15 protein-coding genes, 1 tRNA gene and 2 pseudogenes are annotated in these 26688 nt (G+C 62.1%); 3 read left to right on the forward strand and 15 right to left on the reverse strand.

Annotated features, from left to right (window positions below):
* Positions 1 to 1299, forward strand: coding sequence for a glycerate kinase type-2 family protein (locus HZR14_RS04635; RefSeq protein ID WP_181691700.1), 1299 nt, complete (start codon positions 1 to 3; stop codon positions 1297 to 1299).
* 13 nt (positions 1300 to 1312) lie between these two features.
* Here HZR14_RS04635 and HZR14_RS04640 read toward each other — a convergent pair.
* The 6 genes and pseudogenes from HZR14_RS04640 to HZR14_RS04665 form a co-directional block, all read right to left on the reverse strand.
* Positions 1313 to 2377: pseudogene (locus tag HZR14_RS04640) on the reverse strand (ArsA family ATPase); the annotation flags it as partial.
* 100 nt (positions 2378 to 2477) lie between these two features.
* Positions 2478 to 3068 carry a hypothetical protein gene (locus HZR14_RS04645; RefSeq protein ID WP_181691702.1) on the reverse strand — a complete coding sequence of 197 codons (591 nt, stop codon included), beginning with the start codon at positions 3066 to 3068 and terminating at the stop codon, positions 2478 to 2480.
* A 544-nt stretch (positions 3069 to 3612) separates the two neighbouring features.
* Positions 3613 to 4917, reverse strand: a complete 1305-nt coding sequence (gene aspS, locus HZR14_RS04650) for an aspartate--tRNA(Asn) ligase (protein WP_181691703.1) — start codon at positions 4915 to 4917, stop codon at positions 3613 to 3615.
* 77 nt (positions 4918 to 4994) lie between these two features.
* The gene (locus tag HZR14_RS04655; RefSeq protein ID WP_181691704.1) at positions 4995 to 5567 is read right to left on the reverse strand and encodes a cysteine hydrolase family protein; all 573 of its coding nucleotides are present in this window, start codon (positions 5565 to 5567) and stop codon (positions 4995 to 4997) included.
* A 92-nt stretch (positions 5568 to 5659) separates the two neighbouring features.
* The gene (locus tag HZR14_RS04660; RefSeq protein WP_181691705.1) at positions 5660 to 6529 is read right to left on the reverse strand and encodes a 2-oxoacid:ferredoxin oxidoreductase subunit beta; all 870 of its coding nucleotides are present in this window, start codon (positions 6527 to 6529) and stop codon (positions 5660 to 5662) included.
* 2 nt (positions 6530 to 6531) lie between these two features.
* The gene (locus HZR14_RS04665; protein ID WP_181691706.1) at positions 6532 to 8295 is read right to left on the reverse strand and encodes a 2-oxoacid:acceptor oxidoreductase subunit alpha; all 1764 of its coding nucleotides are present in this window, start codon (positions 8293 to 8295) and stop codon (positions 6532 to 6534) included.
* Between the two features lie 166 nt (positions 8296 to 8461).
* Between HZR14_RS04665 and HZR14_RS04670 the strand changes: the two genes are divergently transcribed.
* A complete protein-coding gene (locus HZR14_RS04670; protein ID WP_181691707.1) occupies positions 8462 to 9109 on the forward strand; it encodes an FAD-dependent oxidoreductase in 648 nt (215 codons plus the stop codon).
* A gap of 156 nt (positions 9110 to 9265) precedes the next feature.
* Here the strand turns inward: HZR14_RS04670 and mce are convergent, their stop codons facing one another.
* The 8 genes and pseudogenes from mce to HZR14_RS04710 form a co-directional block, all read right to left on the reverse strand.
* Positions 9266 to 9649: a methylmalonyl-CoA epimerase gene (gene mce / locus HZR14_RS04675; protein WP_181691708.1), complete on the reverse strand. Its 384-nt coding sequence runs from the start codon at positions 9647 to 9649 to the stop codon at positions 9266 to 9268.
* 93 nt (positions 9650 to 9742) lie between these two features.
* On the reverse strand, positions 9743 to 11413 hold the full coding sequence (locus HZR14_RS04680) for an acyl-CoA mutase large subunit family protein (protein ID WP_181691709.1): 1671 nt from the start codon (positions 11411 to 11413) through the stop codon (positions 9743 to 9745).
* A gap of 54 nt (positions 11414 to 11467) precedes the next feature.
* Entirely contained in the window at positions 11468 to 12193 is a 726-nt protein-coding gene (locus tag HZR14_RS04685; protein WP_181691710.1) for a phosphoglycerol geranylgeranyltransferase, read from the reverse strand.
* 127 nt (positions 12194 to 12320) lie between these two features.
* A complete protein-coding gene (locus HZR14_RS04690; RefSeq protein WP_181691711.1) occupies positions 12321 to 14867 on the reverse strand; it encodes a DNA topoisomerase I in 2547 nt (848 codons plus the stop codon).
* 314 nt (positions 14868 to 15181) lie between these two features.
* Complete coding sequence (locus tag HZR14_RS04695) at positions 15182 to 18241, reverse strand: DEAD/DEAH box helicase family protein (RefSeq protein ID WP_181691712.1); 3060 nt, start codon at positions 18239 to 18241, stop codon at positions 15182 to 15184.
* A gap of 3 nt (positions 18242 to 18244) precedes the next feature.
* A complete protein-coding gene (locus HZR14_RS04700) occupies positions 18245 to 21460 on the reverse strand; it encodes a site-specific DNA-methyltransferase (protein ID WP_181691713.1) in 3216 nt (1071 codons plus the stop codon).
* 328 nt (positions 21461 to 21788) lie between these two features.
* Positions 21789 to 21862 (reverse strand) — tRNA-Phe (locus HZR14_RS04705).
* 113 nt (positions 21863 to 21975) lie between these two features.
* Positions 21976 to 22682, reverse strand: a pseudogene (locus tag HZR14_RS04710) (bacteriorhodopsin).
* Between the two features lie 304 nt (positions 22683 to 22986).
* Here HZR14_RS04710 and HZR14_RS04715 point away from each other — a divergent pair.
* Positions 22987 to 24525 carry a TrkH family potassium uptake protein gene (locus HZR14_RS04715; RefSeq protein ID WP_181691714.1) on the forward strand — a complete coding sequence of 513 codons (1539 nt, stop codon included), beginning with the start codon at positions 22987 to 22989 and terminating at the stop codon, positions 24523 to 24525.
* Positions 24526 to 24978: 453 nt separating this feature from the next.
* On the opposite strand, the gene HZR14_RS04720 is transcribed toward HZR14_RS04715, so the two are convergent.
* The gene (locus HZR14_RS04720) at positions 24979 to 26529 is read right to left on the reverse strand and encodes a TrkH family potassium uptake protein (RefSeq protein WP_181691715.1); all 1551 of its coding nucleotides are present in this window, start codon (positions 26527 to 26529) and stop codon (positions 24979 to 24981) included.
* Between the last annotated feature and the right edge of the window lie 159 nt (positions 26530 to 26688).

The following is a 26688-nucleotide window of genomic DNA, read 5'->3' on the forward strand; positions in this document are numbered from 1 at the left end:
ATGTTCGAACGCTCCGCGGCGTCCTCCGGTGGATCGGCGGCACACACACTGGTACTCGGATGTCTCGAAGCGGGAATCGAGGCTGCACACCCGCGACGGGCCGTCGAACGGCACTGTTCGGTAGATGCCGAGACACTCACGATCGGGGACGCAACCTACGACCTCTCCGCTCACGGGACGATCCTCGTCCTCGGCGGCGGAAAGGCGGCGGACGAACTGGCGGCGGCGTTCGAGCGGATGCTCGGCGATCGGGTTACGGACGGTACCGTCGTGACGAACGAACGGACCGCCGATCCCGATCGTATCGACGTGTCGATTGGTGAACACCCCGCTCCCGGCGATGGGAGCGTCTCCGGTGCGCAGGCCGTCCTCGATCGGGCGGCGACGGCCGACGACCGAACCCTCGTCATCGCGGCAGTCGCCGGCGGCGGAAGCGCGCTTCTGTGTGCACCCGCGGCCGGGCTCTCGGTCGACGACCTGCGCGGGGTCTCCACCGGTCTCCTCGACGCCGGGGCGTCGATCGAGGAACTCAACGTAGTTCGGCGGGCCTGCTCGTCGATCAAGGGCGGTGGCCTCGCGGCCGCCGCCGCGCCGGCCACGGTGGTCGGCGTCCTCGTCAGCGACGTCGTCGGCGACGACCCCGCCGTCATCGCGAGCGGGCCGACGGTCCCGACCGGGGTCGATCCCGAAGCCGCCCTCGAGGTGCTCGATCGATACGGGCTCGATGTGCCGGCGGTCAGGTCCCACCTCGCCGATCTCGCCCCGAGCGACCCCGCCGCCGTCGCCGTCGACAACCACGTCATCACCTCCGGCCGGGACGCGGTCGACGCGGCACGGGCGCATGCGGCCGACCGCGGCTATCGGACCTGCGTCCTCTCGACGCGGATCGAGGGCGAGGCAGCGCCGGCCGGCCGGGTCCACGCCGCGATCGGAGCCGAGGCCGCCGACAGCGGGGATCCCGTCGAACCGCCCGCGGTGGTTCTCTCCAGCGGCGAGACGACCGTCCACGTGACCGGCGACGGGATTGGCGGCCCGAACCAGGAGTTCGCCCTCGCGGCCGCAGCCGAACTCCCCGATGGCGTGGTGCTCGGCGCTGTCGATACCGACGGCGGCGACGGCAGCACCGACGCCGCCGGCGCGCTCGTCGACGGAGGGACGGTCGACGACCCGGAGGTCGCTCGGGCGGCGCTAGCGGACAACGACAGCTATCCGCTCTTGGATTCGGCCGACGCCCTCCTGCGAACGGGGGCGACCGGTACGAACGTCAACGATCTCCGAGTACTCGTCGTACCGGCGTAGTCGGGCCGGCGCGTCAATCGAGACAGCGGCCAACGATCGCCAGCATCGCCTCGCCGTGAACCGCCTCCGCGAACAGCGGTACCCGCTTTACGTCCCGGCCACGGAACAGCGCCTGAGCCTGCGTGAGGGCATCGCGCTGGACGTCCCAGCGGCGGCGGCAGAACTCACAGTTCTCGGTGTCCGGAGCGACGAACCAGTCGGCGTCGAGGCCGGCAGTCGAGGCGAGGTCCTCGCTGACCCGGTTGACGACGACGGTCCCGACGGGGATCCCGAACCCCTCCAGGCGCTCGATCAGCCGTCCGCTCTCGGTGACGCTCATCTCCTCGGGGATCATGACGACGCGGAAGTCGGTCCGTTCGGGGTCTTCGAGGGCGGCTCGGAGGCGCTCGATCCGTTCGGAGAGCGCCGTGAGGCTCTCGGTGCCGGCCTCGGCCGAATCGTCGCCCCCGAAGAGACCGCCGATGTTTCCGACCATCCCCGAGACCGACTCCCGCATCGAGAGCAGCCGACCGAGCATCGAGTCCATTACCTCCGGGAGTTCGAGCAGCCGGAGGGTGTGGCCGGTCGGTGCGGTGTCGACGACGACCCGCTCGAAGCGCGGATCGTCGAGGTACTCGATGAGCAACTGCATCGCGGCGGCCTCGTCGGCTCCGGGCATCGCCCCGCCGGCGAGGGGGTGGCCGCCCTCGCCCAACAGGTCCCCGAGCCCTCCGAGCCCGCCATCGCCCGGAGTATCGTCGGTCCACGGGCCCGTGTCGGCCCCGGGGGCGAAGGGGCCTTCGGTAGCCGATTCGGGATCGATCTCGACGCCGAAAAGCGGGGCGTCGTTGCTGATCTCGGTCGGCTCCGCGGGGATATCCGTCCCGAGGGTATCCGACAGCGAGTGGGCCGGGTCGGTCGAGACAACGAGCGTCGGCGTGCCGCCGCGAGCGCTCGCCAGCGCGGTCGCGGCCGCACAGGTCGTCTTGCCGACGCCGCCTTTGCCGCCGTAGAGAACGTACTCCGGGGCATCGACACCGGCGGGGAGCTCCGCCCCCTCGAGGGAGTCGACCGCCTCAACGGTGAGTTCGCTCATACCGGCCGTGGGGGACGACCGCTTGTGTACCCGTCGGTACGGCGCGTGGGCGCGAAAACAAAGAGATGGTGTCGACCGATCAGGCGCAGGTGGTGTCGACCGATCAGGCGCTGAGCTCGGCGGTCTCGGAGGCGGCCTCCTGGACGTTCTCGGTCACGTCCTCGAGTTGCTCTTGGATCGTCTCGGCCTGCTCTTGGAGCTGCTCTTGCATCTCCTCGCCGCGGGCTTCGACTTCCGCTTGCATCTCCTCGATGCTGTCCTCGAGTCCTTCGAGTGCCTCGAGCGTCTGGCCTTCGACGTCCTCGTGTGCCTCGAGCAGGCTCGTGACCTGCTCGTCGAGCGCTCCGAGGAACTCATCGAGCATCTCCTCGGTCGATTCGGTACCCTCATCGAGGCTGTCCTCGAGTTGGTCGATGACGTCGTATTGGCTCTCTTCGAGCATATCGAGCTGCTCGTGCATCATCTCGTGGACCTCGTCGACTCCGCTGCCGGCGGGGAGCACCGCATCGACGGCGTCGAAGTAGTTGTCGACGCTCGTGCGGGCGAAGTCGGTGCTGCGCTCGGTTGCGTCTCGGGCGGGGTCGAAACTACCGACCATCGCGTCGCCGAACTGTTTTTGTACCTGGACGCCGCTCTCGATGGCTCCGTGGGCACCTTCGACGGCGCTGCGCTGGAACTCGAATGCGGCAGACATTGGGGAGCTGTATTCGCTCATTGTATCCGAATCAACGCCTCGCGGACATATAAGAGTGTCGGTGAATACCATCAGATACCATCGAAACCCAAGTGATGTCTGAAATGGGGGAGATATCCGGGCACGTGCGTGTATCGGGTGTCGCTATTGCTCGTCGATTGCTCGTCGATAGCTACTCCGATACAGTCGAAACAGCGGTGGCCGCCCGGCGCTTTTTGTCTCCTCGACCCCCACCGTCTTCGTCAGGGACTCATACTGCCGGACGTACGTTCGTGAACACCCGAACCGGTATATCTCCAAACCGCCGGTCGAACGTGCGTGTCGACTGCCCCGCGATTCAAGTCGGTACGTCCGGCAGTATCAGACGCCGACGGTCGCGTGGGAACAACGCGGAGGACTGTCCTGTTCGCCTCGATTCGCTCGACTGTGCGGCTGCGACGTCCGAGCACCCGCTCGCCGGACTGCGATCTCGCCTACGGGCTCAATCGCTGTCTGTCCGACGAGACTCGCTTCGCTCGTCTCGTTGGCTCCCAACGTCTTCGCCCTACGGGCTCAGACGTTGGCGATCACGCGGGAACAACACCGCTTCACGGATATTGTCCAGATCCAGCATCGTCATAACGAGTCGCTCGCCACCGAGCCCCCAGCCAGCGTGCGGCGGCATCCCGTATTTGAACATCTTCGTGTAGTACTCGAAGGCTTCCGGATCGAGCCCCTGGGCTTCGAAGCCCTCGATGAGCTGCTCGCGGCGGTGCTCACGCTGGCCGCCCGAGACGAGCTCCATCCGGGGGTGCATCATGTCGAAGCCCGTCGAGAGCGTCTCGTCGTCGTCGTGGTCCATGATGTAGAACGGCTTGATCTCGGCGGGCCAGTCGGTGATGAAGTAGTGGCCACCGACATCGTCGCCCAGCGCCTTCTCGCCCTCTGTCGGCAGATCGTCGCCCCACACGAGCTGTTCGTCGAGCTCGCCCGTCGCGTTGATCCGTTCGATGGCCTCTTCGTACGCCAGCCGGGGAAACGGGGTTTCGGGAGTCTCGAACGCCTCGGCCAACTCGAGCGCCTCGAGCGCCTCCTCGCAGTTCTCGGCGACGGCCTCGTAGGCGGCGACGACGACCTGCTCGCAGACGTCCATCGCGTCGTGGTGATCACAGAACGCGCCCTCGAAGTCGATCGATGTCGCCTCGTTGAGATGCCGCGGCGTGTTGTGTTCCTCGGCGCGGAAGATCGGGCCGATCTCGAAGACGCGCTCGACGTTCGAGCCCGCGACGAGCTGTTTGAAAAGCTGGGGGCTCTGATTCATGAACGCCTCCTGGCCGAAGTACGTGATCGGGAACAGCTCGGTTCCGCCTTCGGTCCCCGTCGCGACGATCTTCGGCGTGTTTATCTCGGTCGCGTCCGCCGCGCGGAACGCCTCGCGGGCGGCCCGCAGTACCTCGCTTCGGATCTCGAAGATCGCCTGGCCCGCCTCCCGACGGAGGTCCAACGTCCGGTTGTCGAGCCGCGTCGACAGCTCCGCGTCGACCTTCTCGGTGGGATCGAGCGGCAACTCGGTGTCGGCCGCCGACAACACCTCGAGGGAGTCGGGGACGACTTCGACGTCCGTCGGCGCCCGCGGCTCCTCTTTGACCTCGCCGGTCACCGAGACGACGGACTCCCGAGAGAGCCCCATGCCCGTCTCGACCATCGCCTCGTCCATCTCCTCTTTCTCGAATTTGATCTGGATTCGCCCGCTCGTATCGCGCAGAATGAGGAAGGCGATCCCGCCCAGGTCACGGATCTCGTGGACCCACCCGGCGACGGTCGCCGTCTCGCCCGGTTCGGCATCGGCCGTATACGTTCTGTCGTCCATACACCGGATTCTCGGCGATCGGACTTAAGCGCGGGGAAACGCGACGGCTCCACGGTCGGGCGGACTCCGCGGACGGGCTACTGGAAGCCGATATCGGTGCGCGGACACACCTCGCCGAAGAGCCATTCGGCGTGTTCGAGGGCGTACTCGCGGTGGTCAGCCTCTATCGCGCCGATGGCGTCCACCAGGAGGATCGGACGGTAGTCCCGTAGTCCCGCCGATCCGGCGGTATGGAGCACACAGACGTTCGCGAGCGTCCCACAGATCACGAGGTCGTTGATCCCGTGGCTTTCGAGCCATCCTTCCAGTTCCGTCCGGTAGAAGGCGTCGTAGGTGTGCTTGACGACGACGAGGTCATCCGCCTCGGGCGTCAGTTCCTCGACGAGTTCGGCCTCCCACGAGCCCTCGAGGACGTGTTGGCCCCACCGATCGAACTCGTCGTAATAGTGGTTCTCCTCGAACTGCGCGGACGGGTGGACGTCGCGGGTGAAGACGACCGACGCGCCGGCAGCCCGCGCGTCCGCGACGGCCCCGGCACAGGGTTCGACTGCTGCCTCGCTACCGGGCGCGTACAGCGAGCCCTCGGGGTGACAGAAGCCGTTCTGCATATCGACGACAACGACCGCAGTCTCGTCCGGATCGAGTCGCATACGTATCCGTTCGGCAGGGAGGGTCAAAACCGTTTTTGCGGCACTGGCGGGCGCTCGCTTCGACGCGAAAAAGTCGGCGGCCGGTGGCCCGATCAGTAGAACTCGCGGACGAGGTCCATCGCGTCCTCGGGCGCGCCGTCGGGGATGTCAGTCATCGGCTCTTCGACGCCCTCTCGCGTCTCGTAGCCGACGGAGCTTTCGTCTTGGTAGATGACGCCCTGATACTCCTTGTCGCGATCGAGGATGAGGTCCTTTGCGTCGTCGTAGTCCGTCCGATCGTGGTCGAACTCCTCGTCGCCGACGTCGACGATCGTATCGCGGAAGTAGTCGTAGGTGTCGACGTCGTTGAACGTCACGCACGGCGAGTAGACGTTCACGAAGCCGAAACCGTCGTGTTCGATGGCTTCCTGGACGATTTGGGCGTGACGCTGGGAATCCGACGAGAAGGACTGTGCGATGAACGTCCCGCCTGCGGCGAGCGCCAGCGCAAGTGGATTGACCGGCTGTTGGTTCGTCCCGTCCGGCGAGGTCGACGTCTCGAAATCCTCCCGAGAGGTCGGCGAGAACTGCCCCTTCGTCAGCCCGTAAATCCGGTTGTCCATGACGACGTAGGTCATGTCGACGTTCCGGCGAACCGCGTGGACGAAGTGGCCGGCTCCGATCGAGTAGCCGTCCCCGTCGCCGCCCGCGACCATCACTTCGAGTTCGGGATTGGCGATCTTGACGCCCGTGCCGACGGGCAGCGCGCGGCCGTGGACGCCGTGTAGCGCGTAGCTGCGCATGTACGTCCCGATCTTGCCCGAGCAGCCGATTCCGGCGACCACGAACGTGTTGTCGGGGTCGTTGCCGGTCTCGGCGAGGGCTTTCATCATGCCGTTCATCGTCCCGAAGTCGCCGCAGCCGGGACACCACGTCGGTTGCTTATCCGATTTGAAATCGGTGAATCGAACGTTTGAGCTCATTGTCAGGCCTCCACCTCCGTCGGTTCGCCGAGGGCGGCTTTGACTTCCTCGGCGAGTTCGTCCGCTTTGAACCGCACGCCGCTGTACTTGTTGATGCGTTGCACCCGCGAAAGCGTGTCGTGCTCTATGAGGTCAGCGAACTGCCCCGTCGAGTTACACTCGATGACGATCGTCTCCTCGGCGGCTTCGACCTCGTCGGTGAGGTCCGGACGCGGGAAGATGTACGGCACCGAGATGAGTCGTACGTCGATGTCGTCCTCGGCGAGCATCCCGATCGCCTCCCGCATCGCGCCCTCGTTCGAGCCCCACGAGAGGATCAGCGTATCCGCCTCCGCGTCGCCGAACTCCCGGTAGCCCCAGTCCTCGCGCTCGCGGGCGGTGTCGACTTTCCGATCGCGTTTGTCGACCTGCTCGATCCGCATATCCGTGTCCTCGGTCCGCCGGCCCAACTCGTCGTGTTCGAGGCCGGTCGACATGTGGGCACCGCCGTCGGTCCCGGGGAACGAACGGGGGCTGATCCCGTCGTCGGTGATCGCGTGCGGTTTGAACTGCCCCTTCTCGTTTTGCCACTCCCCGATCGTCTCCTCGTCGACGACCTTCCCGCGGTCGATTTCGACGGCCTCCATATCGAACTCCTCGGGTTCGAACGTCTGCTCTGTGACCGCAAGCGAGAGGTCGCTGGTCAAGTATACCGGGAGCTGATACTTTTCAGCGAGGTTGAACGCCTCGACTGCCTTGTGGAAGCACTCGGCGATGTTCGTCGGGGCGAGGACGAACCGCGGAATCTCGCCGTGGCCCCCGTAGAGCATCTGATTGAGATCGCCTTGCTCCTGTTTGGTCGGCATCCCCGTCGACGGTCCCGAGCGCATGACGTTGCAGATGACGAGCGGCGTCTCGGAGGTGGCGACGAGACCGAACGTCTCCGTCATCAGATCGATCCCCGGCCCGGACGTCGCGGTCATCGCCCGCGCACCCGCACGGGCCCCTCCGAGGGTCATGTTCACCGCGGAGAGCTCGTCCTCGGCCTGGACGACGATCCCGCCGTAGTCCTCGATCCGGCCCTTCAGATACTCCATTACGTCCGTCGCGGGCGTGATCGGGTAGCCAGCGTAGAACCGGCAACCGGCGGCCAACGCGCCCATCCCGATCGCCTCGCCTCCGTTCAACAGGACGTAGTCGTTGTCGGTGGTTTCGAGGTCGTACGGTGCCGAGAAGTCGTACTCCTCTTCGACGTACTCCGCGCCGGCTCGTGCCGCCGCTTTGTTGTTGTCGACGATCGCTTCGCCTTTGCCGCCGAAGCGCTTTTCGAGCGACTCGTCGAGATACTCGATGTTGAACCCCGAGACGGCACAGGCCGCCCCCAGGGCGACGATGTTCCGCATGATCGCCCCGCCGGCGTCCTCCGCGAGCCGTTTCAACGGGACGTCGAGCCCGATCGTCTCGCCGGGGGTTTCGAAGTCCGACATCATCGACCGCTCGCCGTCGTAGATGATGATCGAGTCGTCGTGTAACTCGTCGAGGTTCTCGTCGACGGTCCGTTGTGTGAGCGCGATCAGGATGTCGAGTCTGTCAACGACGCTCTCGACGCGGTCGACCGACGTCCGTACCTTATAAGCGGTGTACCCGCCCCGGATTCGTGATGCGAAATCCTTCGAGGTAAAGACGTGGCGCCCCGCACGGGAGAGCGCCTGGGCGAAGATCTTCCCGGTCGAATCGATCCCATCGCCGGCTTCGCCGCCGACGGCCCAGTTTAAGTCCTCTGGCATGCTATATCGGGGTTCTACACGGCGGACGTTAAGCCTTCTGAATATTGCCGTTCGCCACCGTATCACCGGGAAAATCGGCTCTACGGGAGGTATTAAGGGAGTACGATCCCGGAACGGAACAGCCGGCTCCGAAAGCGCCTTGCGGCCGGGAGGGCCTACATCACGTATGGACCCCATCGAGACGACTGTCGCCGCCGTCCGTGACGTCGGTACCGATGCCGTCGCCATCGAAATAGAGACGCCGTCCGGGTTCGACGCCCTTCCCGGCCAGTTCGTCAAGCTTTCGGCGACGATCGGCGGCGAGTCGGTCGGTCGGTTTTATACCATCTCCTCGCCCGACACGGACGGCACCTTCGAACTCACGGTCAGCTACGACCCGGACGAAGGAGGGGCGTTTAGCGAGTACTTGCTCTCGATCGTCCCCGACGATCCGATCACCATCTCCGGGCCGTTCGGAAACGACTATTACGAGCACGAACGACGCGTCGTCGTTCTCGCGGGCGGCCCCGGCGTCGGCCCCGCAGTCGCGATCGCCGAACGAGCGATCTCGGATGGAGGTGACGCGGCCGTCGTCTATCGGGACGACGATCCGCTTTACGAGGGCCGTCTCGCGGCGCTCGCGGCCGCCGGAGCGGACGTATTCGTCCTCACCGAGGCGACAGCTCTCGACGACAGCGTCGCCGACGTCCGTACCGGGGGCGGCGACGAACAGCTGTTCGTCTACGGGTTCGCCGACTTCCTCGGGGACGCCGAGGCCGCGATCGAGGCGGCAGGCGGTGACCCCGACAGGGTCAAATCGGAGAACTTCGGCTGATCGGCCGACCCGACCGCGGTTTTATATACGGGCACGCGGCCATCCGGCGTATGGTCTAAGCGCCGACCGCGGCCCGCCCGGGCGAGAGCGTGGCACACGGGCTGCGGAGCGAACGCGTGCCGCCTGTTCGCCACTACCGGTCCGAGAGCGAAGCCGTCAGTGCTCGACGAACTCGATCAACACGCCCCCGGTCGACCCCGGATGGAGGAAGGCGACCCGGTGGCCCCACGCCCCCTGCCGTGGCTCCTCGTCGATCAACTCGACGCCGACGGACTCGGCGGTGTCGAGCGTCGCCTCGATATCGTCCGTCTCCAAGGCGACGTGGTGGAGGCCTGCGCCGTGCTCGTCGAGATACCGCGAGATCGTCCCATCGCCGTGGGGCTCGAGCAACTCGAAGTAGCCGTTTCCGAGTTCGAGGAAGATGACGTTCAACTCCCCGAAACGCTCTTCGTGGGCGATCTCACAGCCGAACAGGTCCGTATAGAGGAACGCGAGCCCCTCGGCATCGTCGGTCGCAACGCCGGCGTGGTCGAAGTTCATACCGGTCACTCGACTGGAGGGATGAAAAACGCGGGGGAAACGCCCCCGACGCAGTTCGGGACATCATTGCCCGATCCCGATGCGGCATCTCGGTCAGCCCTGGTACTCGCCGAAGACGTCCCGCATCGCGTTGCAGATCTCCCCGGTCGTCGCGTACGCTTTCACCGCGTCGACGATGTAGGGCATGACGTTATCGCTCCCCTCGGCCGCGTCTCTTAGCGCCGCCAGGGCGTCCTCGACGGCCTCGTTGTCGCGGCTCTCGCGTAGCTCCTGAACCCGCTCGCGCTGTTGGCGCTGTTCTTCCTCGCTTACTTCCTCGATGTCCTCCTTCGGCTCCTCGTCGACCTCGAACTCGTTGACGCCGACGATGATGCGCTCGCCGGTTTCGATCTCGCGCTGGCGGTCGAAGGCCACGTCCTGGATCTGTTTTTGCACCCACCGGTTCTCGACGGCCTGTCGCATCCCGCCGCGTTCGTCGACCTCCTCGAGAAGGTCGAACGCCTCGGCTTCGAGTTCGTCGGTCAGGCTCTCGACGTAGTACGAGCCCGCCAGCGGGTCGATCGTGTCCGCAGCACCGGACTCGTGTGCGAGGATTTGCTGGGTCCGAAGCGCCGTCCGAACCGACTCCTCGGTCGGCAGACTAAGCGCCTCGTCCTTTCCGTTAGTGTGGAGACTCTGTGTGCCACCCAACACTGCCGCCAGAGCCTGGTAGGCCACGCGGACGACGTTGTTCTCGACCTGTTGGGCCGTCAGCGTCGATCCGGCCGTCTGGGTGTGGAACTTCAGCTGTTTCGACGCCGGTTTCTCGGCGTCGAAGTGCTCGTCCATCAGTTTGTACCACATCCGACGTGCGGCCCGGAACTTCGCGACCTCCTCGAGGACGTTGTTGTGGGCATTAAAAAAGAACGAGAGCTGTGGGGCGAAGTCGTCGACGTCGAGGCCGGCTTCGACCGCGGCTTCGACGTACTCGAGCCCGTCGCCGAGCGTGAAGGCGAGTTCTTGGGCCGCTGTCGCGCCCGCCTCCCGGATGTGATACCCCGATATCGAGATCGTATTGAAGTTCGGGACCTCCTCGGTACAGAACTCGAAGATGTCGGTGATAATTCGCATCGAGGGTTCCGGCGGGAAGATGTAGGTGTTTCGGGCGATGTACTCCTTGAGAATGTCGTTTTGGATCGTTCCCCGAAGTTCCTCGCGGTCGACGCCCGTCTTGTCGCCGACGGCGATATACATCGCGAGCAATACGGACGCGGGGGCGTTGATCGTCATCGACGTCGACACCTCGTCGAGCGGGATCCCCTCGAAGACGGTCTCCATGTCGTCGAGTGAATCGATCGCGACCCCGCTCTTGCCGACCTCTCCTTCGGCCATCGCCGAATCCGAATCGTAGCCCATCTGTGTCGGCAGGTCGAACGCCATCGAGAGACCGGTTTGGCCCTCGTCCATGAGGTAGTTGAACCGATCGTTCGTCTCGGCTGCGGTCCCCATCCCGGCGTACTGCCGCATCGTCCACAGCCGCCCCCGGTACATGGTCGAGTAGACGCCCCGAGTATAGGGCTGCTCGCCGGGGTACCCGAGGTCCTCCTCGTATTCGAGGTCGGATACGTCGTCGGGCGTGTACAACGGATCGACGGTTTGTCCCCCCGTATCGGTCGTGAACGCCTCGTTTCGCTCGCCGAACCGGTCAACCGTCGGGCCGTACGTCTCGGCCTCCCACTGGTCGTACCCCGCACGGATCTCATCGAGGTCGTCAGCGTCGAACATTATCGATCGATACGGACCCGCCGGCTTAAGAGTTGGCGGGATGCGGCCGCTCGGCTACGCGCCTTCGACTGGTTCGGATTTCGCCTCACGGACGCCCTCGACGGTCTCTTCGACCGCATCGACGCCCTCCTCGTGGACGAGGTCACCGACGACGATCGTGTCCGCGTGGTGGCCCATCTCGTAGGCCGACCCGTAGTCGTGGATACCGCCGCCATAGAAGATCGACGCCTCCTCGACGGCGCCGGCGGCGGCCCGGACCATCTCGGGATCGCCGAACGTCCCGGAGTACTCGACGTACACGATGCGCTGGCCGAACATCCGTTCTGCGACCTCGGCGTAGGCGGCGACCTCGTCGGCATCGATCTCACAGTCCGCTTCGGTGTACGTCGCGACCGACGAGTCGGGATTGAGAACGAGGTAGGCCTCCGAGAAGGTCCGGTCCCAGTCGATGTCGCTGTCGAGGCGCGCCCACTCTTTGTGTGCCCCGGTCACCCAGAAGGGATCGCCGGCGTTGAGGACGATCGGTACGAAGTAGCCGTCGAGGCCGTCACGGTGGACGACCGCGCCGACGTTCGACGGCTCGATGTACACCGGTATGTCGTAGGCGGTCGTCGCCTCGACGACCCGTGCCATCTTCTCCTCGGTCATCCCTGTGGTTCCGCCGATCTCGAGAGCGTCGGTTCCGGTCGCACAGACGTCTTCGAACGTCTCGCCCTCGGCGAGCGTCTTGTCGGGATCGATCTTGACGATGTGATCCCACGTTGCCCACGGCGCGCTCATACACCATCTGTCACGGGGGGTAGCTAAAACCGCTTCGACATCCTGTATGGGTCGTCGTCACAGAGTACCGGCCGGCGTCCGATCGGGTTCGGTGCCCGTCGGGACCCGACGACGACGACAGCCCGCATCAATCCGCGACCGCACCGGCGTTGACCTCCGCTTGCCATTCGCGGAGGCGGTCCTCGGAGACGCCCTGAACGTCGTCTGCGACGGCCGCGGCGTCGGCGCTCCGGAGGTCGTCGATCGATTCGATGCCCGCCGCGGCGAGCTTTTTTGCGGTTTTCCCGCCGATGCCGTCGATATCTTCGATCTCCGAGGCGGCCTGTCGCTCCCTGTATTCGGCGTAGTTACAGATCGGACAGCCGAGCTCCCAGGGATCGTCGTCGTCGGCACCGTCCGTGACGAGCAGGTGTGGCAGGCCGTGCTCCGAGCAGATCTCCTCTGTCACCTCGATGTCTCCGCGGCGCGGCAGCGGCAGCGAGTACTCACACTCGGGATACCGCGTACACCCGACGAGCCGCGAGCCGTTTCGGAGCTGTTTGATCGCGAGTTCGCCGCCTTTGCTCCCGTCGGTCCCGTTCTCCGACGCCCCCGGCTCCGCCGTACCCTCGCCACACTCCGGACACGGACCGATGATCTGATCGTCGGCCTCGTCGGCCTCGTCGGCCTTGCACTGCGGGCAGCCGTGTACAAACGTGCTCCGGCCGGCGAGCATCTTTACGCCCTTGAGACCGTGTTCCTCGCAGGTCTCGTCGATCACCGTCGGCTCGCCCTTGTTCGGCAGCGGCAGGGTATACTGACAGTCCGGAAACCCATCGCAGCCGACGAAGTACGAGCCCTGCCGCGAGCGGCGGACGAGCAGGCTCTCGCCGCACTCCGGACACGGCCCGAGCGTCCGATCCGCCTTCATCGACTCCCGGAGGTGCTCGCCGATGTCAGATCTGGAGTCGTGCAGCTCCTCGAAGATCCGATCGAGGATCGCCCTGGACTCGTCGGTCACCGCCTCGAAGCTCTTCTCGCCGTCCGCGATTGCGTTCATATCCGCTTCGAGTTGCGCCGTCATGTCCTCGTCGACGATCCGATCGGCGAACGTCTCGGCGGCCTCGACGACCGCCATCGCGAGCTTCGTCGGCCGCGGGGGATCGCCCTCGATGTAGCCGCGGTCATAGAGCTTCTCGATCGTGTGATGTCGTGTCGACTTCGTCCCGAGCCCGCGGGACTCGAGTTCCTCGATGAGTCGGGACTGGCCGCGGCGGCGTGGCGGCTGGGTCTGTTTCGCCTCGATGCGGGCGTCCTCGATATCGACGATCTCGCCCTCGTCGACGTCCGGAACGTAGCTTTCGCTCGTCGATCGGTACGGATACACTTCGTGGTAGCCCGGATCGAGAAGCCGCTTGCCATTGGCTTTCAACGGACAGCCGTTGGCGTCGGCGACGACTTTCAGGTGCTCCCACTCCGCGGGGTCGGCGACCGTCGCAAAGAAGTGCCGGACGACGAGTTCGTAGGCCTCCCACTCGTCCTCCGAGACGTCCGCTTTCGTCGGGATCTCGCCCGTCGGATGGATCGGCGGGTGATCGGTCGTTTCCTCGTCGCCCGCGGTCGGCTCGATGGTATCGGCCGCGAGGAGCGACGCTGCGTCCTCGCCGAAGAGATAGTGCTCGGCGAACTCGTCGAGAAGCGCGTCGGGGTCGAGATCGTCGGGATAGACGGTGTTGTCTGTCCGTGGATAGGTGATATAGCCCGCGGTGTAGAGCTCCTCGGCGATGCTCATCGCCTTCTGGGCGGACAGCCCGATCGAACTCGCCGAACTGATGTATTGGGTCGTATTGAACGGCTCCGGGGGCTCGTCAGTCCGGCGGCGGCGGCGGACGGAGTCGACGATCGCCTCGCGGGCACCCGCCAATCGGTCGAAGGCTTCGTTCGCGTCGGCTTCGTCCCAGACGCGTTCGGCCTCCGTACCGTCCTCGCGATAGAAGTACTGGGCCTCGAAGACGGTATCCCCCTTCAGCAGATCGGCGAACAGCTCCCAGTAGTCGTCGGGATCGAACGCCTGGATCTCGCGTTCACGGTCGACAATGAGCTTCAGCGTCGGCGACTGGACGCGGCCGACGGAGATGAAGTCCTCGCCCAGCTGCTTTGCCGACAGCGAGAGAAATCGGGTCAACGCCGCCCCCCAGAGCAGATCGACCACCTGTCTGGCCTCCCCGGCGGCCGCCAGATCGAAGTCCAACTCGTCGGGGTTCGAAAACGCCTCCCGGACCTCGTTTTCCGTGATCGAGGAGAACCTGACGCGGTCGATCGGCGCGTCCGTCTCCTCGCGGGCGAGTTCGTAGGCTTCCTTGCCGATCAACTCCCCCTCCCGGTCGTAGTCGGTCGCGATCGTGATCCGATCCGCGTCGGCGGCCAACTCCTTTAGCGTCCGGACAATGTTCTCCTGAGTCGGTGTCTTGACCACGTCGGCCTCGACCAACTCCGCGGGCTGGACGTCCCGCCAGTCGGCGTACTCGGGCGGAAAATCGACGCCGACGACGTGTCCGGAGAGCCCGACGCAGCGTTTGTCCCCCCATCGGTAGACGTTGACGCCGTACTGTCGGTCGGTCGAGGCGCTGTCGCCGGAGAGAATCCCGGCAATCCGGCGCGCCGCGTTGTCCTTTTCGGTGACGATGAGTTCCACTGTTGGACGTGGATACGCCGACTCCGGATTTCAACCTTTCGTCGGGCCGGGAGTAAAACCGCGTGAGAGCGCGCCTACGGGCGCGCGACGGGTCGGGCGTACGCGTGAGCTACACCGCAGCGTGAGCTACCCGTTTTATAAAATATCGAGGAGAAACCCCACGACGTCAGCCGTGGAAGGATGTCGCGGGGGAGGGCCCTAATACTGACGGACAAAAGAATGTACACACGACGCACGAGGATCACGCCGTTCGACGGAGCGAACGGCGGATCACTCGTGAGTCGGTTTCATTTGATTTCGTCCACCAGTATAAATCAAGAGATCTGAACGCCTGCGTCCTGAAGGATCCGCTTCAAATATCCCTCCTCCTGGAAGTAGACGTTATGGTCTTCGTACGTCTCCACACAGACGTCCCGCGACTCCCGCAATGTAGTCTCCTCCGTGACAGAGATCACATAAGAGTGCATCTCGATATCGGGGTCATGTAACCGATCTTCGAGGACCTTGACTCGGTCATTCAGCTTCACCTTGTTCGATTTTTCGATGTCTTCCGGTTCGAAGACCATCCCGTGTGGATCTAAAAAGAGAACGGTTTGCTTATCAGCGGACTTGATCCAGAGGATGAAATCAGGGTATCCACCCTGTTGGAATCCAATCCCCCTGCCTCGGGGGTTTCTGAGTAGGTAGACGTCCTGACGTCTGAGGTGTCCTGTTTTGACGATGGCGTCCAGCCGTTCGACCAGCCGCCGTTCGTCTTCGTTGAGCGACTGCGATGGCGCTTTCAACTGCTCTTGGGGGCCCGCCGCTTCGATTTGTTCCTTGACGAATAGGGGGGTGTAGAGGCTCCGATCGAAGTCGAGTGTGTACTCATTCGACGACGAGCCGTTCGCGGAGAGTATCCCATCGACCGTTTCGAGGAGCTCCGGTTCATCGGGCACCCGGAACGTCAACTCGAAGCGTAGTTCTGTGTCGTCCGGCCGAAGCAGTTGATACTCGCGGCGTCTGTCCTCCCAATCGGATTTCTTAGCGTTGAACGCGTTGTCGACGTACGATCGGAGGATGGTGCGGACGATTTCTTCGGTTTCGGCTTTCGCCTCGATCGGGTCGTCGAGGGAAACGCGGGACGTGGGACATTTTAGCGCGAAGTAATCGTTCTGAACGACTGCCTTGAGGCGAGCCACGTCGAGAACGAGATTCGAGTATTCCTGTCGTTCTTTGTACTCGATTAGGTCGATGAGGAGCCGATCCCAGTCGACCAACTGGAGATCCAAGTCGTCACTCCGGGCGTTGTTCTTCTCCTTGGCGAGCGCCTGTGTGTCCGAGCTCCGGAGGGTTTGGACCTCGGAGTACAGATCAACGGCAGGGGCGTGATCTTCGGAGAGTGGGAGTCTCAGACTAGTTGACGAAACGTACTCCGTATCCTCCCGCTTCCGGGGGACGTTCAGCCCGTTTTCGACGAGATCCGCTCGTACGTCTGTTTCGACGGTCCGTTCGACGAACCCGGTTGGGATATCTTCTTTCTCGAGCTGTGTCTCAAATTCTTTGATGTAGTCCGCTTTGATGCCGAACACGTTCAGGCGCTCCAGGACGTCGATGTGTTCCGGTAGGTCGGACTGAGAGACGTCTACGTGCGATGTCCGCTTGAGGGAGTTGTTCATCCCGCGAAGGCGGATACCGCGGCCGAAGAGCTGAATGATCTCGGAGCCTTCGCTGCGTCCGACCCGCATGAGCCCCATGCTCGCCACGCGGTAGCTGTCCCAGCCTTCGGTGAATTTCTTCGCTCCGATGAGGACGGTCACGTTCGAGCTGTCCGAGTTCAGTTCCGAGAAGAGAGCCCGCTTGAACTCCTGTTCGTCGGTCGATATCTCGGTGTGTTCCTCGATACGGGTGATGAATTTCCGCGTGGAGCCGATATTGATGAGACCGAAGTAGTCCTCGTTCCGGCCGACTCGTAGTCCAATCTCGTCGTCGGCGTTCTTCAAGTGAACGACGCTCAGTTCGGCGTCGGTGGACGCGTTGAAGACGATGTCGAGTATCTCGTCGTATATCTCCGCTGCCGAGAGTGCGGACTCCTCGAGATAATTGAACTTGTCTTCGAAGAGACTACGGCCGTCCTCGTCCAGGAAACCCGTCCCGGACAATACATCACCGATCTCGTCGATTACTGCATCACGTTCCCGGAGGAACCGAGCAAGGAATCGGACGACCGTTTCGACGTCCGAGGCTTTGTCTTTCTTCGTAATAGCCCGGCCGCTGACGGCGTTGACCGTTTGTCCAACGAAGATCCAGAGCGGGTCGTCGATCTCGAAGGGCTCTAGCTCGTCCTCGTTCTCCGTGTAGTACTTTTTTTGCTCGTAGAATGTGAGCAGGTTTGCGGTGAGGTATGCATCGCGGCGTGACTCTGTTTCTTCGGCGAGGTTGAGGACGTCGTACTCCTTTCCGAAGCCATCGATGTGGAAGTTCCGGAACGAATACTCGAAGATAATCGACTGGACGTACCGATTTTGGAGTTGTTCGTTGTCGATCGAGCTCAGTGCTTGCCCGAATGTAGCGCTATATTCGAAGGAAAATCCGTCATCGCCGATTACGTGCTCTCGGTACGTGATCCATCGGTCCCCTTGAGCGCCTTTGTGGCCCTCGTCTACGAAGACGAGGTTGTCCCCTTCGAACGTGTCTACGGAGTACGTTTTCTCCCCGGTTTCGTCACTGATTTTGTGGATGTCTAAGACGTTAATCGTTGTCTCAGAAGTGGGGTTCCGCTCCGGACTGAACCGTCGTGCATCGATGCCACTCGCTTCGAACTCGTTTAGGTGCTGGTCGGTCAGGCCCTCGTTCGGCGTGATCAATAACAGGTTTTCCGGCTCTTGGTCACTGTAGTGTTGGAACTGCCAGAGGTTCGCGTGCATGATCAGGGTCTTTCCGGAGCCGGTTGCCATCCAGTAGGCGAGTTTGCTGAGGTTGTCCTCCTCTAACGGGTAGAGGTCCTCGACGCTGAGTTCGGTTCGTTTGTCCTCGATTAGAGCGCTAAATTCCCCCTGCAGTTTCTCTTCGTGGTTGTGGTAGAGATCGAGGTAAATCTCGGTGAAAAGCAGTGACAGGTACTGGAAATACTTGAGACGGATGTCCTCCTCGCGGTTCTCCGCTAGCCGGTGTTCGTACGCAGCGATGTTTCGGTCGTACTGCTCGATGCGCCGCCAGAGCCACTCGGTCGGCTCCAGTTCGGTCGTGAGTTCTTCGATGAATCTGCTTCGGTTATCCGGCTTGAATCCTTCCTTTGCGTCGTTGAGCGCGTCTCGGAATTCGTCGAAGCTGGTTGCGCCGAACTTGCTATACAGATATTCGGTTAAGACGAGCTTCTGGCTGAAGTCATCCATCGTTCACCACATCCGGGTTTCGAAGGCCTTCTCAATCGAGCGCGTCTCGGGGAGCGCACTATCGCGGTTGATATAGACGACGTCCTCGTCGGCGAGGACGTCCTCCGTGAGGAAGTCCCGTTCGCTCTCAAAGAAGTCCTCGCCGTCATCGTCGTATACAGGACGCCAGACGACCCGTACGTCGCCATCCTGGTTCGTCCCGTGAACGACTCGGTACTCGCGGTCGAGTCGCTCGTAGCGGCGGATTCGGGAGACGCGCAGGCCGAGTAGGTAATTGAACGTTTCGACCATATTGATAAAGGTGTCTTTCAACTCGTCGTCCTGTCGGATCTGCATCTGGTATTCGAAGGGGGTTCGTAGCTCGTCGAGATCAAGCAACGAGGGGCCGTCGAGTTCGAATTCGAGGAAGTATTTCAGGTAGCTTCCGGTAAACTCGTCTACTTTGCTCTGCTGGCCATGGGATTCGAGATTGTCGAGCGTGTCTTCGTACTGCTCAAGAGAGACGTATTTGAAGACGTGAGAGACGCCCCGCGAACCCTCCGTCGTTGGTTCCCCGTCCTCCCACTCGTCGCTGTATACCGATTTAATGATGCGGGGTTTCAGGACGTCTTGGAAGTGTTCGCCCATGTCCACTACGATGTACTTTCGATCGGTGCCTTCCTCTTCGTTCAGTTGGATCGTCGCTTCAGCGGTCGTCCCGGATCCCGCGAAGAAATCCAGAATGTAATCGTCGGATTGGGTGCCCAGTTTTGCGAATCGTTTGACGAGAGCGACGGGCTTCGGGTTGTTGAACAGGCCCCGCTCACCGAACATGTCCCGGAGGTAGGTTGTGGCGTTAGTCGTCGTATCGAGATCGTCCCAGAGCGTGGTGGGCGTAGTGCCTCGGTCTTTCGCTTCGCTCAGGAAGCGTTTTCGCTTCGGACGGCCGGTTCCCGACTTCCCGAAGACGATCCGGTCGTCCTCTTTCAGTTGCTGGAAGGTTTCGTAGTCGTTCTTCCAGCTGTTGCCCTCCTTTGGCGTGAAGGTTTCGCCCGTTTCTGGGTTCGTGATCTCGTATCGCTGGTTCGGTCGTTCCCCGCCTACTTCGAAGGGGTCTGCTTTCCATGGCCCGCGCGGATCGTCATCCGGATTCTCGAAGCCCTCCGTGATCGCGGGTAGTCGGAATCGGTCTTTGTTGTTCTTGAACGTCTCGCTGTCCTTCGCGAAGAACAGGTTGTGCGTATGGGCGGTCGAGATCGGGGCAGGGTTCGTCACCGATTTGGTCGAGTTCCAGATGATGTCCGAGACGAAGTTTTCTCGACCGAACACGTCGTCGAGGGCTTTCTTCAGGTTCGAGAATTCGTCGTCGCTAATGGAGACGAACAGTTTGCCGTTGTCACCGAGTAGCTGATTGGCGAGTGAACTCCGATCGTACATCATCGACAACCAACTGGAACTCTGGAAGCTGTCTTTGTAGACGAACCCTTCGTCGTCACCGGTGTTGTATGGCGGGTCGATGTACGACGCCGCAATGCTGTCACCGAACGTCGGTTCCAGAAGATTCAGTGCGTGGACGTTTTCGGATTGGATCGCTAAGCCATCGACTGTCTCGTCCAATGGTTCGATTTCTGCCAGAATATCGAATACGAACTCGGTGGCAAAGTACTGCGTGTCCAGCATCACCGACGGGTTGTTTTCGAGGAACGTCCCGTCGATAACCTCTCCTTCGGTGAATCTGGATAAGCCTTCGCCCTCGCTGTCGTCGATCGCGTACAGATCCTTCCACGCTGCGATCTGTTCGTCGTTGTCGAGAATCCGCGGGTAATACTCCTCGGGGATGTGGTCTAATGTGATACAGTAGTCACTATCGACGACGAACTTCTGTTTCTCGAATAGGCGTTTCTGGAAATCCTCGATTTCGGAGACGAGGTCGATGATCTCTGTGGCGATGTGCTCGACGGCGTTGAGCCGTGCGCGGACGTGAAAGGGAATTTCACCGCGCTCGTTGGTGATCTCCTTCCAGGAGAAGACCTCATTTTTCAGGTAGAATTCGAGTTCCCGCTGGAGGAACCCTTTCAGGTCCTTGTGGATGAAGTAGTCACTCTCGTTTTTCGTCCGGTAGTTCCGCAGGTGGCGCTGGAGGACCGTGCTGTCACTCCGGTCGACGTCAGAATCTTGTCGGAGTGTCTCCTCGAGCTGGGTGCTTGCGTGGGAAAGAATCCGATCCTCGATTACGCCCTGGATGTCTCGTCCTTTCGTTCGGGAGCCTTCCGACAGGTCGTACGTGTCGTAGTCCTCGGGTGTGAGTGCTCTATATTCGAAGTGTACAGCGACATCACGACCGTCTTGGCTGACTGGGTCGGACTCCCGGAGCACGAAATATTTCCCGTCGTCCTTGCGGTCGTTTCGCTTGATCTGGGCGTCGTGAAGTCTGAACGTGATATCGTAGGCGTCCTTACGGAAGGTGTAATCGTTGAACGCCTCACTCGTTTTGACGAAATACTGCTGTCGGTTAGCCCAGTGGAGTTTGACCTCCTCACCGTTGTACGGGATCGCGTATTTTTCTTGGTTGGCCGCTCGACGCTGTGGAACGAAGTCGCCGTCCTTGTAGTAACGCGTAAAGAATCGGTACAGGTCTTGGTAGATGGCCGCCTCGGTGCGTTCTGTGATCTCCGCTTGTTCTACCTCTTGTTTGGCGTCGTAGTAGGCCTTCGCTCGGTCTTTGACGATTCCTTGGGCGTCCTCTGGGATCGCCTCTTCGTCGATATTTCCGTGGTCGTCGATCCAGTTCGGGAATTCGTCTCGGATTTGGGCTTTGACTTCGTCGAGCCGGCGTTCCGCTTTCCGTCCTTTGGCGGATTGGGACGCCGCTAATTCGGTCTCGACGCGTTCGGGAAGGCCCTCGTCGAGAAACGCGCTGATTTCGTCGCGTTTCTCGTTCATGATCCGGTAGATACCGAAATCGAGATCGGCGCTCTCGAACTGGAAGAGTTTCTCGAGAAGTTCGCGGAACCGTTCGTATTTCTCCGTTCGTTCCGGCTTCGTTCTCAGGTCGTGTTCTTCCAAAAATGTCAGCAGTGTCCGTCGTTTAGCGGGTGATTTGATGCCGCGAATGTCCCCCAGTTCCTCCCACGTGATACCTCGAAGATCTTCGAGTTCTTCGTAGCCTGCATCTCTGAAATTCTCTATCTTAGACGGACCGAATCCTCGTAGATTTTCGATGTCCGCGAGTTCAGCCATCGTAATACCTCATCAACCAGGCGCTAATAATCATTCCGTGTTCAACATGTTTCGGGGTGGAATCCACGGCCGCACGTCGTGAGGGGTCGGCAATCACGGTCATAATGCAACAGGTCAAGGGCTACTTCTCGCGTCACCTCCGCGGCGAAGTAGAGTAACTGGCTGGCTCCCGCTGCGCGTACGCTACGCTCGCAGGCATTTGAACCGTGAGTGTAATGCCGCCTCCCGGATTTGAACCGGAGGAAGACTCACTTCGTTCGTCTTCCAGGGCACAAATCCGTCCGGCGTCGTTCCTGTTGCTCGTCACTTCGCCCGTCACAACAGAATATGCCGCCTCCCGGATTTGAACCGGGGACAGCTCGATCTTCAGTCGAGTGCTCTCCCAGTCTGAGCTAAGGCGGCTCGCACCTCAACCGACACGTAGGGCATCAAAAAGGGTTTCGAAAGCCGCCGATGGCCGCGGGTTCGCGACGCGTACCGCATCGGCGGGGCTGCGGAGCGATTGCCGAAGGGGATCAGTCGGCCCCAGCCGCCACGTCGGTTGCCGCACTCGTAGCGTCGCCGGCGGCGTCGAGGACGTCACGGCTCGACAGGAGGATGATGCCGAAGCCGACCTTCGCGACGATGTCGAGTACCATGAACCCGGCCGTTTCGGGGTAGAGACCGATGATTCCGAGCCCTTCCGTCCCGACGATCCACCACACCGGATAGACGAGCCAGACGACGACGATGAGGTTCCGGAGGGTAGTAAACGTGGATTTGGCGGCCCCTGACAGTTGGCTCGCCTCCTCGGTCAGCGTCCCGAAGAGGAAATACACCAACACGAGCAAAAAGCCCGTGGAGACGCCCCACCAGATGATTCGATCCCCGACGGGGGAGAGCATGACACCGGCCGTCGACAGCGTCGCCACGGCACCGGTACCGATCATCAGCGCATCGAGACCGACGAGCGTGGCGATCTGGTTTCGATTCGCCCCGGCGAGCAACCCGAGGTCGATGAGCAAAAGCGGCGTCGTGAACAGCCAGTCGGTGTATCTGGCCCAGTATATCGGGAGCTCTTCGCCGCCGACTTCGACCGTGGTTAGGCCGAAGCCGAGCGCCATACTGAGATAGTTCACGAACGCGATCGCGGTGATAAATATCGTGACGATGTAGAACTCCTGACGGCGTCTGTTTTTTCGCCCCAACCGCGGGCGATGAAATACAGCATGCCGAGGAACATTCCCGCCGTGCCGATCCACAGCCACAGTGACTCGCTGCCTGGTTGTGCCATGAGTACGTATCGTACTATGGGCTCGTTGGTCATGTAGAACGCACCTAACTAGTATGGTTTCACTGCCGCCGTATTCGTGAAGGCCGACTGCCGCCGTATTCGGGAAGGCCGACTGCCGCCGTACTCGGGGGGATCACAGCGTCCCCGTGGCGGCTACCTCCGACTACGGTCTGTCCTCCCTCTCGTCCGACCTATCGTCAACGCGAGTTGTGTTTTCGATAGTTTGATACGCCCGACAGGATTCCACAACGCTATGGCGTGGCGAGTACGTTGGAAAGCGAGTGTCGGGCTTCTCGGCACCGGATTGAAATATCTCGCAGTCACGATGTTCGTCCCCCTGGTCGTCGCCGTGGTGTACGCCGAAGATATCTGGGTCTTCGCCCTCTCGATCGGTATCGTTACGGCGGCGGGACTCGCGCTCGAGCAGGTCGACGCCGACCCCGAACTCGGGCCGCGGGAGGCACTCTTGTTCGTCTCCTTGGCCTGGCTCATGGCCGCTTTGGTCGGCACCGTCCCGTATCTGTTGGCGGGGTACGGGACCGCGTCGACGCTCGCCCATCCCGTCAACGCGCTGTTCGAGTCGATGAGCGGCTTTACGACGACCGGTGCGACGGTCATGGGGGAGATCAGCCTCGAGCGACACTCCCACGCCGTGTTGATGTGGCGACAGCTCACACAGTGGCTCGGCGGGATGGGGATCATCGTTCTGATGATCGCGATCCTGCCCGAAGTCGCCGTCAACGGCGCACAGCTGATGGCGTCGGAGGCCCCCGGGCCGGAACTGCAAAAGCTCACCCCCAAGATCGCGGAAACCGCACGTGTTCTCTGGTTGATCTACTTCGGGTTCACCGTCGTGTACATCTGTTTGCTCTACGGCCTTCACCTGGCCGAACTGGCACCGAACATGGACCTGTACAACGCCATCGCGCACGGCTTTAGCACGCTCCCGACTGGCGGGTTCTCACCGCAGGCCGACAGCATCGCCGCGTTCTCGGCCATCGTCCAGTGGGTCGTGATCCCGTTCATGATCGTCGCGGGCGTCAATTTCGCGCTGTTTTGGCACGTCCTGAAAGGTGAGGCGGAGGTCATGCTCGAAAACGCCGAATTCCGCTTTTACGCCGGAGCGATCGCCGTCTTGGTCGCCGTGTTGACGTTTCTGTTGGTCCGCGGAGCCGCGCCACCGACCGAACTGGGTGGCGTAACGGACGGGCTCACGGAGAACACCCTCCGTCAGGCCGCATTCCAGGTCGCATCGCTCATGAACTCGACCGGGTACGCGACGGCGGATTTCGCACAGTGGGACACGCACGCACAGGTGTTTTTGCTGTTCGCGATGTTCGTCGGCGGCTCGGCCGGATCCACCGGTGGCGGGGTCAAAGTCGTTCGGTGGCTGGTCGTGTTGAAAACGATCCGGCGTGAACTGTTCACGACGGCACACCCCGACGCCGTCAAACCGGTGCGGCTCAGCGGTAGTGTCGTCGACGAGGACGCGGTCCGGGGTATCATCGTCTTTACGGTCCTGTACATCCTGTTGTTCGGGTTCGCAGCGGTGTTTCTCTCGCTCGATACGGCCCGGATCGGGATCCAGATCTCGACACTAGAGGCGATCAGCGCATCCCTCGCGACGCTCGGAAACATCGGGCCGGGCTTCGGCCGACTGGGACCGTTCGGCAGTTATCTGTTCTTTTCGATCCCGTCGAAACTACTCATGATCTTTCTCATGTGGGTCGGACGGCTGGAGATCGTTCCCGTCTTGGCGATCTTCGTTTCGGCGCTCGACAACCGGCACTGAGATCGACGTCAGTAGCTCACGGAGCTCACTTGAGACGGAGCACTCAAGAGAGGGGGTTCCGAACCGATAAAAGTCGTACAGGAAACGCAAAGCGGATTTTGAACGGGGGGTTCCGCGTCACGGCCGAACGCGTCCCGCGTACGTCCTCCGGGAAGATCGTGAATGGAGAGCTATAGCAGAGATCGGAAAACAAGACACACTCGACCGCACGGCGGCAGTGCGATCGATGTGTACATCGTTGTGATGTTTACTATAGTTGTGATGTTTACTATAGTTGCGATGTTTACTATAGTTGCGATGTCTACTATAGTTGCGATGTCTACTATAGCGAACTGACCCCCGACATCTACGTCAGGACGTCCCTGTCCCGGTGCCGTGCGATCGTCACGAAACGATGGTCGACAGTGTCAGGTCGGCGGAACTGCCGATGCGTTGTGAGGTACTGGGGGTCGTTCACTCCCGATACAGATCGAGGCGGCCGAGGATCGCACCGAGTACCACCGCGATCGGTATGATCTCTAGGCGACCGACCCACATATTGAGGATCAACATCCCCTTCGTGATCGTCGGCATTTCGGGCCCGGTGATGCCGGCGTCGAGGCCGACGTTGCTCTGTGCACTCATCACGTCGAACACGATGTACTCCAGGGGATAGGCGGACGGTAGCGCGTACAGGAAGACGGCGACGCCGAGACAGAGAAAGGCGAGCCACAGAATGAACACGACCGTCGCCTCGGTATACTCACGCTGGAGTTGTTTTTCGCTGAGCCGTCGGTCCCCGATCCGGAGATATCGGACCGCGGTTTCGGGCACGAACACGCTCTCGACCTGCCATACCGTACCCTTGATGAGTGTGATCACACGGATGAGTTTGATACCGCTCACCGTCGAACCGGCGGCAGCGCCGGTGAGCATTCCGAGACACATAAACAACGTCGCCCCGGCGTTCCAGACGCGTCCCGTCCCCGTCCCGACTGCCGCCGTCCCGAACCCGGCGTTCGAGGTGGCGGAGACGAACTGAAACAGCGCGATCCGGAACGTCTCCTCGACCGATCCGTACTGTCCGTTTCCGTACAGAATTCCGGTCAGCACGAGCGATCCGGCCGTAAACCAGATCAAAACCCACCGCGTCTGCAGGTCGGTATAAAAGTTGTGCAGTTCGCCTTTGAATATCAGGTAGTGGATCGGAAACGCGATACTCCCGGCGATCATGACCGGGACGACCGCATACTCTATCAGCGGACTGTTATAGTGGCCGATCGAGTCGGCGTGAACGGAGAATCCACCGGTCGCGATACCGGTCATGCCGTGGTTGATCGCGTCCCAAAGCGGCATTCCGACCGAAAAAAACAGCAGGATGGATCCGATCGTAAGACCGAGGTAGATCTTCCAGATCTCCTGGACGGTCGAGACGATGCTCGGATGGATCTTCTCGGAGCGGGCCTCGCTCTCGTACAGCGTGAACGACCCGCTTCCGGGACGTGCGAGGATCGCGACTGTCAACACGATCACGCCCACACCGCCGATCCACTCGGTGAACGACCGCCACCAGTGAAGCGACCGCGGGAGGTTCTCCTCGACGGCGGCCATCGTCAGGCCGGTCCCGGTGAAGCCGCTCATGCTCTCGAACACCGAATCGAGCGGGTGGAGAAATATCGCCGTCGTCTCGTCCAGCGGTGGCGTGTGTGCCCACACCGGGAGCGGATCGAGCGCGATCGTCCATGCGACCAGCAGAAACGGGATCCCTCCGAGCAGTCCGGTCGCCCCCCACGCACTGGCGGCGGTAACCATCGCTTCGAGTTTCCCCGGCGGCTCCGCATCGCGATAGGCCCGGACGAGGGCGGTCCCGATGCCGGCCACGACGAGCGACGAGATACCGAAAGCCGGAACCGCGTAGTATTCTCGGTGGCCGACGGCGACCGCGATCGAGACGACCAACATGAGCGAGACCGCCTGAAGGATACGACCGACGTCCCGCCCGACCGTTCGGGTGTTTACCCGCATTGCTCTCGTCCGCCCGCCGATCCGGACACTGTCAGGGCGTCCCCCTGTGCGTGGGTCGGCCTCCTGGCCCTCTGTGCGTGGGTCGGCCTCCTGGCCCTCTGTGCGTGGGTCGGCCTCCCGGCCCCCTGTGCGTGGGTCGGTCTACACGCCAAACGGACG

Origin of the sequence: Natronomonas salinimetallica, assembly GCF_013839515.1 — an archaeon.
GTDB lineage: Archaea > Halobacteriota > Halobacteria > Halobacteriales > Haloarculaceae > Natronomonas.

Bases quoted from the DNA above. Each gene is read 5' to 3' on its own strand.
- HZR14_RS04660 (WP_181691705.1), bottom strand. From the start codon at position 6,529: ATGAGCTCAAACGTTCGATTCACCGATTTCAAATCGGATAAGCAACCG.
- HZR14_RS04670 (WP_181691707.1), top strand. From the start codon at position 8,462: ATGGACCCCATCGAGACGACTGTCGCCGCCGTCCGTGACGTCGGTACC.
- HZR14_RS04700 (WP_181691713.1), bottom strand. From the start codon at position 21,460: ATGGCTGAACTCGCGGACATCGAAAATCTACGAGGATTCGGTCCGTCT.
- HZR14_RS04665 (WP_181691706.1), bottom strand. From the start codon at position 8,295: ATGCCAGAGGACTTAAACTGGGCCGTCGGCGGCGAAGCCGGCGATGGG.
- HZR14_RS04720 (WP_181691715.1), bottom strand. From the start codon at position 26,529: ATGCGGGTAAACACCCGAACGGTCGGGCGGGACGTCGGTCGTATCCTT.
- HZR14_RS04685 (WP_181691710.1), bottom strand. From the start codon at position 12,193: ATGAGCGCGCCGTGGGCAACGTGGGATCACATCGTCAAGATCGATCCC.
- aspS (WP_181691703.1), bottom strand. From the start codon at position 4,917: ATGGACGACAGAACGTATACGGCCGATGCCGAACCGGGCGAGACGGCG.
- HZR14_RS04680 (WP_181691709.1), bottom strand. From the start codon at position 11,413: ATGTTCGACGCTGACGACCTCGATGAGATCCGTGCGGGGTACGACCAG.
- HZR14_RS04635 (WP_181691700.1), top strand. From the start codon at position 1: ATGTTCGAACGCTCCGCGGCGTCCTCCGGTGGATCGGCGGCACACACA.
- mce (WP_181691708.1), bottom strand. From the start codon at position 9,649: ATGAACTTCGACCACGCCGGCGTTGCGACCGACGATGCCGAGGGGCTC.
- HZR14_RS04715 (WP_181691714.1), top strand. From the start codon at position 22,987: ATGGCGTGGCGAGTACGTTGGAAAGCGAGTGTCGGGCTTCTCGGCACC.
- HZR14_RS04645 (WP_181691702.1), bottom strand. From the start codon at position 3,068: ATGTCTGCCGCATTCGAGTTCCAGCGCAGCGCCGTCGAAGGTGCCCAC.
- HZR14_RS04695 (WP_181691712.1), bottom strand. From the start codon at position 18,241: ATGGATGACTTCAGCCAGAAGCTCGTCTTAACCGAATATCTGTATAGC.
- HZR14_RS04655 (WP_181691704.1), bottom strand. From the start codon at position 5,567: ATGCGACTCGATCCGGACGAGACTGCGGTCGTTGTCGTCGATATGCAG.